Source organism: Sulfitobacter sp. HI0040 (assembly GCF_001634885.1).
Classification (GTDB): Bacteria; Pseudomonadota; Alphaproteobacteria; order Rhodobacterales; family Rhodobacteraceae; genus Sulfitobacter.
Window position 1 is genome coordinate 21072 of sequence record NZ_LWEX01000353.1, and the last position, 12403, is coordinate 33474.

Annotated in this window: 9 protein-coding genes; 3 read left to right on the forward strand and 6 right to left on the reverse strand. The window is 54.0% G+C overall.

What is annotated here, in order from left to right; translation table 11 throughout:
- The first annotated feature begins 756 nt into the window (after window positions 1-756).
- Both A3728_RS15275 and A3728_RS22425 read left to right on the forward strand, forming a co-directional pair.
- A complete protein-coding gene (locus A3728_RS15275) occupies window positions 757-2403 on the forward strand; it encodes an ATP-dependent nuclease (protein ID WP_067925455.1) in 1647 nt (548 codons plus the stop codon).
- Window positions 2396-3580, forward strand: a complete 1185-nt coding sequence (locus A3728_RS22425; RefSeq protein WP_236627994.1) for a UvrD-helicase domain-containing protein — start codon at window positions 2396-2398, stop codon at window positions 3578-3580. The genes A3728_RS15275 and A3728_RS22425 overlap by 8 nt, the downstream gene beginning before the upstream one ends.
- Before the next feature lie 533 nt (window positions 3581-4113).
- Here A3728_RS22425 and A3728_RS23505 read toward each other — a convergent pair.
- From A3728_RS23505 to hsdR, 6 genes are all read right to left on the reverse strand, one after another.
- Entirely contained in the window at window positions 4114-4914 is an 801-nt protein-coding gene (locus A3728_RS23505; protein ID WP_201722181.1) for a hypothetical protein, read from the reverse strand.
- A 33-nt stretch (window positions 4915-4947) separates the two neighbouring features.
- Window positions 4948-5133: a hypothetical protein gene (locus A3728_RS15285; RefSeq protein WP_067925458.1), complete on the reverse strand. Its 186-nt coding sequence runs from the start codon at window positions 5131-5133 to the stop codon at window positions 4948-4950.
- Between the two features lie 19 nt (window positions 5134-5152).
- Complete coding sequence (locus tag A3728_RS23745) at window positions 5153-5398, reverse strand: hypothetical protein (protein ID WP_067925461.1); 246 nt, start codon at window positions 5396-5398, stop codon at window positions 5153-5155.
- A 108-nt stretch (window positions 5399-5506) separates the two neighbouring features.
- The gene (locus tag A3728_RS15295) at window positions 5507-7210 is read right to left on the reverse strand and encodes a restriction endonuclease subunit S (protein ID WP_067925464.1); all 1704 of its coding nucleotides are present in this window, start codon (window positions 7208-7210) and stop codon (window positions 5507-5509) included.
- Entirely contained in the window at window positions 7207-8655 is a 1449-nt protein-coding gene (locus tag A3728_RS15300; protein WP_067925468.1) for a type I restriction-modification system subunit M, read from the reverse strand. The genes A3728_RS15295 and A3728_RS15300 overlap by 4 nt, the downstream gene beginning before the upstream one ends.
- A 3-nt stretch (window positions 8656-8658) precedes the next feature.
- A complete protein-coding gene (gene hsdR, locus A3728_RS15305; protein ID WP_067925471.1) occupies window positions 8659-11121 on the reverse strand; it encodes an EcoAI/FtnUII family type I restriction enzme subunit R in 2463 nt (820 codons plus the stop codon).
- A 150-nt stretch (window positions 11122-11271) separates the two neighbouring features.
- Between hsdR and A3728_RS15310 the strand changes: the two genes are divergently transcribed.
- Window positions 11272-11550 (forward strand): hypothetical protein, encoded by a 279-nt coding sequence (locus A3728_RS15310; protein ID WP_067925473.1) that lies wholly within the window; start codon window positions 11272-11274, stop codon window positions 11548-11550.
- Window positions 11551-12403: the final 853 nt, after the last annotated feature.

The window sequence follows — 12403 nt, forward strand, 5'->3', positions numbered from 1 at the left end:
CAGCTTTCAGGAAGCGGGCATCTAAAATATATGTTCTGCATAAGACTGACGGCGAGCAACCTTCTAAGAGCCACGCTTTGCTCGGAATCTTTATAAATGCAGAAAGGCGCTGGCATACCTTCAGATGTTCAACTAACCCGTCGACGGCATCCAACCGCTGGTGAAGAAAGATGCGTTTGGCCTTAGGCTCAGATCGAAGACGGGTGCAAGCCCAAAGCGGTCACGACTTCACAATAGAGATAAGGGGAATCCCAGATAGAAAATTCGGTAGCGGCGAACACTGCAGGCGTGGATCCGGAGAAAGCAGCTCTGGCTGTAGAACCGGGTCAAACCGCATGCGCCGAGGGGACCAATTGTAGACAATCGTTTCCGGGCCATCCTGGACGAGCAGGAAACGGCGTTTCGGGACACCACGCGTCAGGATCATCCCGCCGCTACCTTGGCCAACTTTTCCGCCGCCGTTCTCACCCGCCGACTTACCCGCCATAACGTCCCCTCTTGAAATCACAGTTGTGCGACGCGATGCGACAAGAGCTTATCAGGCTATCACTCACCTACCCAGGTATCTGGACAGTGTGAAAACGCTCGGTTGCTTTCAAATAGGTGTAACCGCCTGCACCGCGCAAACACCTGACAACATTCCACCACTACAATTGCGGGCTGCGCCAACTTCCCCTAACATGCCCTGAACGTGTGGGAAGGAGCTAAGTCAATAGAAATCCCCCGCAAGCTGGAAGCTCAAGGTGAAGTCAGAATATGCGTGTGGATAAAATTTTTGTAAAAAATTTTAAGAAGATCAGACAGCAAGAGTTTGATTTTAACCCTGACATCAACATCATCGTAGGCGACAACGAAAGCGGCAAAAGCACAATACTTGAGGCCATAGAACTTTGCCTCAATCTTCGACATCGGGGCAAACCGATTTCCACAGTTCTTTCTTCGGACCTTTTCAATGCGGAAGCTGTTCAAGACTTCCTTTCCAGCCCTAAAGATCAGAGTTCTTTTCCCGAGATTCTAATCGAGGCATATCTTGATGAAGGAAGCGACCTCAAGGGTACCAATAACAGTAAGGGCCTGAACTGCCCTGGTCTATATGTAAGGATTTGCTTCGACCCAGACCTATCTGCGGCCTACCTAAACTACTCCAAGAACCTTGGCGGCATAACATCCCTGCCAATAGAATTCTACAAGGTAGAGTGGTACGCTTTCTCCTGGGAGAAGCTGACACCTTACAACAAATTGATAACATGTCTATTCGTGGACCCGACCACACTGCACCCTTCACAGGGTGCTCGCCGATATATTTCCGACATCTTGGACACTGCGCTTGCAAAGGAGGATAAAACACTCCTAAACACAAGTTACCGCCAGCTAAAAAAGAATTTCGACAGCGAACCGAATGTAGTCAAGGTGAATAGCGATCTTGATAAATCCAATGACATAACCGTAAAGAATCTCGAGTTCTCAATTGAAAGCTCTCCGCAAACCAGCTGGGAGAATAACTTGCAACTCACCCTGGATCGCGTGCCGTTCTCGCAGATCGGAAAGGGTGAACAGCACCAAGTCCAAATGAAATTAGCGCTTTGGAGGAAATCCAATGCCGCTAATGTAGTTATGATCGAAGAGCCGGAAATTCATTTGTCACACATGAATTTGGTCAAGCTGGTCAAGTTTATTGAAGACAAACACAAAGGCCAGCAGATATTTATTACAACCCATAGCTCGTACGTTCTAAACAAACTCAGTTTCGAAAAAATATGCCTACAAGGTGAAAACTATAAGAGGCTGCATGAAGTCGACAAGGGCACTGTCAAGACCCTGAAGAGATTTCCAGGGTTTGACACGCTTCGAGTTGTGCTGAGTCCGAAAGTAATCTTGGTAGAGGGGCCCTCGGAAGAGCTCATATTAAAAAAGCTGTATCTTGATAAATGGAAGCGGCTGCCCGAGGAGGATGGGATCGACATCATCGTAGTTCGGGGAATTGGATTTAAGAACTACCTCAATATTGCATTGCACTTGGGAAACTCTGTTCATGTCATTAAAGACAACGACGGAGATTGGTCGAAAAATATCGATGGCTGGATGGCACCCTATAAAGGCTATAGCGCAATTAAGATTTTTTCTCCAAGAGACGATAAAATTTTCTCTTTGGAGCCAGCCTTCGTTGATGCAAACGCCAATTCACAGAAGGAGCTGGACGGTTTTGCAAAAATAGTCCTCTCAACCGTAACCTATAAGGATTACGATAAAGGGGGCGTTGCAGATCGTAAGTCATTTATCATCAATTGGTTTTCGGGAAAAGACACGGGCGGGAAGAAGGTGGACTCCGCAATGCGGATGTTCGAAACCAACCAAGATTTCAAAGCGCCATCTTACATCAATGAGGCATTGGATTTTGCGTAGGCAGTTAGTCATAGCTTGTGCAGGAGCGGGCAAGTCAGAGCGCATTATAAACGAGGCCATTTCCAACTACCGGCAAAAGAAACGCTCGCTAATTCTCACCTACACAGATTGCAACCAAAAGCAAATTATCAAGAGAATATCCAAAGCCCTTGGAGCGGTCCCTGGGGAAATAGCAGTAAAAGGGTGGTTCACATTTTTACTGGAGGACATGATCAGGCCGTATCAGTCCCACATCCTTGAGAACAGGGTGGCGGGACTCAACTTTAATGAAACCGACCCTCACAAGAGAAGCGGATATACAATTAAGGGGAGATCTGAAAAACACTCATCAGGAAAATACAACCATATGCACTTTGTGACTGATCCAGGGCATAAGGCACATTCCACTTATCTTTCCAAGCTTGCTTGTCGTATCGCAGAAGAATCTAAGGTTACGCGAAAACAAGGCCGTCGAACCATTAAGTTTGGCAGTGCTGCTGAGCGACTGGAGGAAATATACGACACAGTATTCATTGACGAAGTACAAGACCTTGTTGGTTGGGATTTTGAGGTGCTCAAATCACTGTCGGCAAGCGAAAGCCTCGACATTACATGTGTGGGTGACTTCAGGCAGACGATTTACCAGACGGCAAACGCTCAGAAACATCCAAAAACCAACTCTGACAAGCGAGCACGTTTCAAAGAATTGGGCTTCACTGAAGTTTCAATGAACTTCAGTCGTCGCTCTGTACTGGAAATTTGCGAGTTCTCCGATTTAATACATGAGGGCTCAGGCTATCCTCCCACCGGCTCCAAGGTTGCTTTGCCATCCATCTCTGAAGAAAACGCGAAGCACATCGGTGTATTCGCAGTAAACCCCAAGCACTTTCGGGCGTACCAAGAATACTTCAACCCTACGATTTTGAGGCATAGTATCAACTCAGGAGTTCAATATTGCGTAGGGCGTGAAGCATTCAATTTCGGTCAAGCCAAAGGCATGACATTTGCGAGGACGCTCATCCTTCCGACGGAACCACAAATGATGTTTTTGCGCGGTAACCGTGCCCCATTAGAATCCGGCACAACGGACAAAGCTGTAAATGCATTCTATGTCGCGTCGACGCGGGCCCAATACAGCGTCGCGTTCCTAATAGATGGGCTTGTGTCGGTTAAAGGAGTGACTATGTGGACACCGTGAATGAGCTGAACCAAGCGACTCAAAGTGGATGGCAGGTGAAAGCCGATAGACTCTTTGGAAAAGCACCTCTGCACAGGCCAACCGAACCTTCCGATACAATACCACAGTGAAAATCCTCCCAGTCTCCCTGCAGCCAGAAAGGCTTTATGGTGGACGACTTTTACACCTCACGTATCGGGGTCATCCCGCCGCTACCGTGGCCGACTTCCTCTCCGCTGTTCTCAAAAAGGCTTGGCTGGAATGTAATTTCCAAGTGTGCGGTTCTCACCGGTATCGTCATCGCAAACCGGGCGGTCCACGATGCAAGTCTCAATGAGCATCCGATACTGTAAGCGCACGAATTGATTAATGTGCGCATTAGCCGCCATTCACACAGAGCGCAGCGAAGGTCCGGAAACCGCCCTTAGAGGTGGAAATGCTGCCGTCTGGGGCACTCCAAAGTTCTGTTTAGGAGTTTGGTCATACTGTGCATCCAATGGTCAGATTGCCTCCTCCTCTTACAGGCCTCAGGCCCTCCCGACATCTCGGACCAATTAGACCAGCCGTCGGAACTCAGTGTCGTCAGGTGCCTGCCTCCAGAAGTTGATGAAGCGGCACACGATCTGCAGGTTGTCCCGGGCATAGTGCCCATTGCTGTCAATCCGGTCGAGGGAGGGCAGCATGTTGTCGTCTGTTTGTGCGCCTTGAAACTGAAAGGGTAGGCCGGTGATGGCGCAGCGGTCTTCCTGGATCTTAAGCAGGTCTCGGATCAGCTTGTCCAACTCGGCGTCGGCAATGGATTTCTCGCGTGCGCCGAGATGACGTTCACTGGTTTTGGCGCCATCGGGAAGTTCGCCCCTCGCTTCCATGCGTGGCAATGTGGAAAACACCCAAAGTAGGGAATGGGCGTCAATTAGGCGGGCTCCGTCCAGATCAGCCTGCTTTGCAATCGGGGTGCGCAGATCATCTAAGATTGCATTGAACTGTGAATAGTTGCTCCAATTGCACTGACGCAGGGTACGGAATTCCAAACCGATTTCCCCGAATACCCTGTCAAACCCTGTCGGCTGGATCGGCATGAAACGATTAATGTCCTTCAGGAAGAATAGATAGGCAATCAGGGGGTATTTCGCGCCGACGGCCTCGCTCAGTTCTTCAAAGATGTCCCTCTCGTCGCGGACCGTGCCAAAAAGTTGAAACAGCAGGCGTTCGAGGGTTTGGAGCCCGGTTCCCGTCGCGGCGGCTTCGATCAAGGCGCGGTGTTCTCGGTTGGCGTGGCCGTAACGGTTCTGCCAGAACACCATGTTGTTCGTCACATCGCCGTGGGTGGCCTGGATTTCGATGGCGTCGATCACCTTGGCGACGATGCTACCGGACCCGATCTGATCTTATGTCCAGCTGTCGGCGTCGAGGCGGGTCAGGGCTTCGGCACGGACGCGGGGCTTGTAGCTTTCCCATGCGACGATCAAGCCCTCATCAAACCGCGTGAATGGGGCGTCGAAGGCGGTGATCAGGGATTGGAAGCGTTGGAATGCCGCTTTGAAATCTATTATCTCAAGCCCGTGCGCCATCATTACTCAGCCCTCCCGTTTTTCAAGAATACCAATTCAAGAGCTGCACAAAGGCGTCCCTGTCATGCGCTTGCAGGTAGATCCCTTTTTTCCTGCTCAAGGCGGACAAGACATCGCGGTGTAGGTCGTGGCTTTCCTTCGGAGGCAGAAAGGATATGCTCGGAATGGTGGGAGGTGCTGGCGGCTCAATCCAGATTTTCACGGTGTTCAGGTTGGACGCCTCTACATCAAGTGCAAGTACTCTACCGTTCCCGGCATCGAAGCCCATGACTTTTTGTTCTTGTAACCCTGTCTCCCATTTCGATTATCCGGCACTTTGTTCACACTTTCACCGTGGCGAAGGGTCAAGATCGGTAGTGCGTCCAGTGACGAAAGGTCATTCGGCGGCCTCCAGGGTGTCGGTCACGGGCTCCAGCGCCTCGTGGAGAAGCGATTCGAGGAGGCGGGTGCGGGAGGTGGCGGTGGTGGTCAGGGCGGCCTCCAGCCGGTCGCAGAGGGCCATGAGGGCATCGACCTTGGCCACAATGCGGTGTTGTTCGGCGAGGGGTGGAACCGGGATCAAAATATTGGACAGCGCAGCTTGATTGATCTTCGGCATGGCCACGCGGTTGTCTTCGGAAACCGATTGATCGACAAAGGCCTGAGTGATCATGAACTTCACCAGGAACTCGCGGTGAATGTGTGCTCGGATTGGATACATGTCCGCGCTACATAGGCCATCAAAATCGACAATTGTCACCTTGGCGAGGTTGGGGCGGATTTTGGAATAGAGGATAGAGCCGGCGGAGAAGCTGTGTTTGCCGCTGAACACGCCCGCTTCTTTCACTGAGACATAAGGAAGAAGCCTTGCTGTCCACCCTTCGATGTTGTCCGGCGCGATGTGCGGCATATCGGGGTAGCCTTTGGGGGATACCAAGTTCGATTGGATCGCTGCAATCTCATTGAAACGAGCCCACTGCCAATTTTCCGGGGCTTCGTAGGGCACTTCGCTGTCGTCCAAGGGTAGGATTGGCTTTTGCTTCTTTATCTCACCTTTTTTTGAAAGCCGGTCACGGTCTTCAGCAATCTGCTCCAACAAATCAGACGCCGGTTCATCCGCCGGATCCTGTTCCACCAGTTTTCCGCGGACGGCGAGGTTGAGGATGGTTTGGCGGAGGGTCTTGATCTGGTCGGGGCGCGTGGTGAGGGCGGGGAGCGCCTTGAGGGCGAAGGCGGCGTGGGTGGGGAGGTCCTCTGCCGTGGTGTCGGGGGCTGTCAGGCGGGCGAGGCTGGCGGCGGTCAGCTTGTCGCGCAGCTCCTCCCGTGTCTTGCCGGCCTCCTCCAGGCGATCACAGAGCGCCATGAGCTCATCGACCTTGGCGACGATCCGGTGCTGTTCGGCGAGAGGTGGAAGCGGGATCAAGATGTTTGAAATGGACTCGCGATTTAGGGTTACTCCCTTAATCGCTCCCTTGGTCTCGCCGCCTCGGGCAAGGTCAGGCAAAACCTTGAATAAATAGGGATCAAGTTCCGCTAAGTGAGGCCGAATTGAGATGATAGCTTCGTTGTGGTAGGCGTGCACTCCCAGCCGTGACATTTTGCCGATCGTGAGCTTGAAGCTCATAATCATTGTTCCGGCTGGAGCTGGGTCAGATTTGAAGGCTTCTTTCTTAGCCTTTTCGCTGACTGTTTCCTTTGTCTCGCTTACGACTTGGCCATCAACCATGTCCGCAATGCTCACCCAATGGAAATCACCGGTATTCCAATAAGATGTATCGCCTCGCGATGGGGTCCTGCCGGCTGAGAAATCGACGATGTTCGCGAAGCGAACCCAAATCCAATTACTTGGGAGTGGGTGTGGTTGATCACATCGCGCGACGGGTGGCAGTTCAGGTTTTTTCTTAATCGCCCCTACCTCAAAGAGACGAACCTTTTTTTCGGCTATCCTGTCAAGCAGCTCTATGGCAGGCTCATTCGCCGCATCCTGCTCCACCAGCTTCCCACGCACCGCCAAATCCAGGACGAACCGCCGCAGCCGCGCGATGGCGTCCGGCGCTTCGCTGATCTGTTCGTAAACCTGCAGCAACCGTTCCGCGTTCATCGGGCCAGCGCCTCCGTCAGGATGGCCTTCAGCTCGGCGCGCAGGCTATCGACCGAGGCCTTGGCCTTGGTCAGGTCGTTCAGCAGGGTCTCTGGGTCGCCCCAGTCCTCTGCCTCCACATGCGGGTTCTTGATGTCGAGGTTGAAACCGCGCTCGCGGATCTCGTCAATCGACACTTTCCACGCGCGCTCGCTTTCCTGCCGCCCTTCGCGGGCCTCACCGCCCCACCATGCGGCGCAGTCGTCCAGATGCTCCAGCCGGATCGGCTTGGTCATGGAATAGGCCTTCTGCGTCTCGGGCACGCGGTGTTCCCAATACCAGATGTCATGCGTGGGCGTGCCCTTTTCAAAGAAAAGCAGGTTGGTGCCGATGGAGGCATAGGGTTTGAAGACCGAGTTCGGCAGCCGCACGATGGTGTGCAGGTTGCATTCCTCAAGCAAGTGTTCCTTGAGCTTGGTTTTGATCCCTTCGCCAAAAAGCGAGCCATCGGGCAGCACCACGGCTGCCCTGCCGTTGTCCTTAAGCAAGCGGATGATGAGCGCGAGGAACAGGTCTGCCGTTTCGCGGGTGCGGAAGGTGGGGAAGTTGTTCTCGATCCCGTCCTCTTCCTTGCCACCGAAGGGCGGGTTGGACAGGACGATGTCGACCTTGTCCGCTTGGCCCCAACTGACCAGCGGGCGCGCCAGGGTGTTGTCGTGACGCACCCATGACGGCTCTTCCACCCCGTGCAGCAGCATGTTGGTGACGCAGAGCATGTGGGGCAGCGGCTTCTTCTCGACCGCGCGTAGCGAGGCCTGCATCAGCGTCTCGTCCTCAGGGCGCTTGATGTGCTTGTCGCGCATGTGGCGCATGGCGCAGGTCAGGAAGCCGCCGGTGCCGCAGGCGGGGTCAAACAGCACCTCGCCGGGCGTTGGGTCGATCTGCTGAACCATGAAGGCGGTGACCGCGCGGGGCGTGTAATATTCGCCGGCGTTGCCCGCGTTCTGGAGGTCGTTCAACAGCTGTTCGTAGATGTCGCCAAAGTGCTGGCGTTCGGTGAGGTTGTTAAAATCGACCTCGTTGATCTTGTTGATCACCTGCCGCAGGAGCTGGCCGGATTTCATGTAGTTATAGGCGTCCTCAAAAATATCGCGGACGACCTTGGCGCGGGGCCCTTTTTGCGGGGAGAGTTGTTTGAGGCGGGGGAACAGCTCGTCGTTCAGAAAGTCCAGAAGCGTGTCGCCGGTGATGCCCTCAGGGTTGGCCGCCCAGGTCCGCCACTGCAGATCCTCGGGGATGGGCGAGGTGTAGTCATCTTGTGTGATTTCCAGCGCTTCGTCCTGGTCATCCATGATTTTGAGGAAGAACATCCAGACCAGCTGGGACATGCGCTGCGCGTCACCATCGACGCCGGTGTCCTTGCGCATGATATCTTGGATGGATTTGACGAGGTTGCGGACGGACATGAGTTATGCACTTTCTTCGTAGAGCGCCGTCTGCATCTCATGCACGGCGCGAATGTAGTCGTTCTTCTTGCCGAAGGCGCGGATCAATTCAACCTCGGTGCCCATGCCGGAGAATGGATTGATTTTCAGGATCTTCGGGTCGTCGATGCTGATAACGCCGTCGTCGGCGTATTTTTCCAGCAATGCCTCAAGGACAGCACGGGCCTGGGGGCCGTATTTGGTAAACACGTCTCGCTTGAGCACATTATCGGCGCGTTCTTTGCGGGTCAGCGGCTTGGCGTCAAAGGCGATATGGCAGATCAGGTCAAACGGGTCGAGGTCCAACCCCAGTTCGTCAGCGATTACGTCGAGGGGCAATCCCTCCTCGGCCAGTTCTTCGACAAGCGCGTGTTTGCGTTCGGTCTGCTTCCAGCGCCGCAGGAAATCATCCAGGCTGGTGAAACGCTGCCGCATGGCCTTGCGCGTGTAGTCGCGGAGGGACTCGGTTACCAGCTTGCCGCTTTCATCAAGGTATTCGACGCGCTCGGCGACGATGTCAGCGCCCACGCCGTCGATATAAACCTTGGGGTGCGGGCCGGTCTTGGTGCCGCTTGTGAGGTTCTGGTTGTTCGGATCGATCAGGACGGTCTCGTTCTCCGCAGGGTTCTCACCGCTTGCTGTGCCGTCGCCGTCCGGCGTCTGGGCTGGCGTTTCGTCCGACGGGGTCACAGGGTCATACTGACTGGGTTCGTAGATTTGAACAGGCTCGCCGTCGAAGTCCGGATCTGCGAAATGGCTTGACGCACCGCGGAAATCCATCAGCGTGAAGAACAGCTTGCGCGTATCTTCATGCACCCGTGTGCCGCGCCCAACGATCTGCTTGAATTCGGTCATAGACCCGACTTCGCGGTCGAGCACGATCAGGCGGCAGGTCTGGGCGTCGACCCCTGTAGACAGAAGTTTGGATGTGGTCACGATCACGGGGTAAGCGGCCTCTGGATCGATAAAATTTCCCAGTTGATCGATGCCGTCTTTGTCGTTCCCGGTGATCCGCATCACGTATCGCGCGTTCTTTGCGACGAGGTCGGCATTTTCGTTGATAAGCGCTTGGCGCATACGCGCTGCATGCTCTTGATCCACGCAGAACACGATGGTCTTGGCCATCGGGTCGCCACTTTCGCGGAGGAACTCCGTAATTTTTCGCGCGACGAGCTTGGTACGGTCGTCCAAAACCAGCGTTCGGTCGAAATCCTTGGCATTGTAGATCCGGTCCTCGACCTCTTCTCCATCCCGATCCAGCTGGCCTTTCGCCGGGCGATACCCCTGCACGTCACGGTCGACGTGAACTTTGATGACTTTGTAGGGCGCAAGGAAACCGTCGCGGATGCCTTGCTTCAAGGTGTAGCTGAAGACTGGTGGCCCAAAGTAGTCAATGTTCGACGCGTATTCCGTCTCCTTGGGTGTCGCCGTCAGGCCGATCTGCACGGCTGACGAGAAATGATCGAGGATCTCCCGCCAAGCGGAGTCCGCCGATGCGCTCCCCCGATGACATTCGTCGATGATGATCAGGTCGAAGAAGTCCTTGGAGAACTCACGATAGATCTTCTGGCTCTCGTTCGGGCCGGTGATGGCCTGGTAAAGCCCGAGGTAGATTTCATAGGAGGAGTCGATGCGGCGCTTTTTGTCCATCGCAAGCGTAACGCTCTCCTTGGTTCCGTCCGGCCGCTCGATGGTTTTCGACTGGGTCGACAGCTTCGCCATCTTGCCACTGAAGGGCCGAAAGTCGTTGACCATGGTTTGATCGATAAGCACATTTCGATCTGCCAAGAACAGAACGCGTTTTCCAGGAAACGCCTGCCGAAAGCGCCAGATGATCTGAAAAGCCGTATAGGTTTTGCCGGTGCCCGTCGCCATGACCAGAAGGACGCGATCCTGCCCCTTGGCTATCGCTTCCATCGTTTTGTTGATGGCATTGACCTGATAGTAGCGCGGTTCCTTGCCCGAACCGTCATCATGGTAATCCTCAAGAGCGATTTTTTCCTCAGCGTCGGACAGCCCTTTCCAAGATTTATAGCGCTGCCAAAGATCCTGGGGGCTGGGGAATTCATCCAAGCCCAAGGACTGTTCGACATTTGATGAAGATCCAGTTCGATCGTGGAAGACAAAGCCATTTCCGTTCGATGAGAATACGAAGGGAATATCCAGCGTCTCAGCGTAGCCGAGCGCTTGCTGCATGCCTCCGCCGACGGGCTGTTTGTTGTCTTTCGCCTCGATGATGGCGATGGGGATGTTGGGCTTTGCTGACAAGATGTAATCAGCACGCTTGCCTTCGCCGCGGCTGACCATCTTACCGCGGACGATGATCCGGCCTTTGGTGAAACTGACCTCTTCGCGGATTTGGCTGTTCACGTCCCAGCCTGCTAAGACAAGGGCTGGGGTGATAAATTTGGTGCATATATCGCGCTCGCTAAGGCCCCGCTTGTCCATTTTATCCTGCCGCAATTAAAATCGAAAAAAGTATCTACCGATGCTACGTCGGGATGCGCGGGAAAGACAAGCGTGCGCTATCACAATGATTAAAGGCGTTCCTGCGTTTTTCGCCTGACACGCCAAGTTGCGCGGATTGACGACGGCACTATGACGGCTGCTGATTGGTCCTATGAAGGTAATGATACGATCGCCGCGGAATATTTGCTGATACTTAGCGAAGAGCTGCTGGGCCGCCGATACAACAAGGCCGCGCAGAACCGCTCTCTGCAAAATCAAATTGGTCGGAGCCGAGATTCCATCGAATTTAAAATCTCCAACGTCGCGCCGCTTTGCGGGCCCTGGACAGGCGACATTCAAAAGGTATGCGCCGAGGTGCAATTTGCAAGTGTCGCTGGTAAAAGCCGCCGCCAGGTGGTTCGTACGTGATCCTGATGGGGAAGCGGCACTTCACCGTGAATACGACGCTGGTTGGCCAAGGCTGCGCATTCCTTCATTGATGTCGCACCAACTATTCAAAATGCTCCGCTTCCGAAGTAGTTGGAATAGATGCAGCACGTCGTCCGACGTTCGATGCCGCCGGCCGCCGCGAACGGAACCGGGCGCTCGGCTATGCCGGTGAGGGGCGGGTGTTTAACATGAGCGTGCGACCTTCAGCCGTGCTTCACGGCGTCAGATTGGTTGTCTGGGCCATGTGCCGTGTTAGAAACCGGCTTCCTGTCAAAAAAAGCATCGCGCACCCAAGCCGCGATGGTGGTTCGGCATGGGTAGTCTAAAGCATGCAGAGTCCATCAGATGCAGCGGTCATGGGTTGCATAGTGATTTAGCGCCACCTGCCTCTGCGCCGTCGAAAACTAAGGCGTGCGCGGTGCCGATTATATAGGCATGATTTGCCGCCATTGGTATTCCCGAGGCCACGCCTTCCAAGCCGTTCTTCGTCGGATACCCCAACTTACGAGTCGCGGGCCTGCACCCGCTTGTCGAGCTTGACGTAAAGCTTGACCGCGCGCAGTCCTTCTTCGTAGCTGTGCATGGACTATCCCTAAGATAGTCCAACCTTTCGTCCGCACCCCCACCGGCCCCTTCGCAAGGACAATCACCACGTAGCTCTTTGGGTGCGGTTCGATGGGATCGGTTCGGTAAATTTCATGGTTCTAATGGGTGTAATGCATAGATGCCTATGTGCTTAATTGCTTGGCTTCAGAATGTTGTTGTATAGCAAGCGCTTAACGGAGATTGTAAATTTCTATGCTGCGTCGGTGGGTCCTAAAGTAGGAGAAAC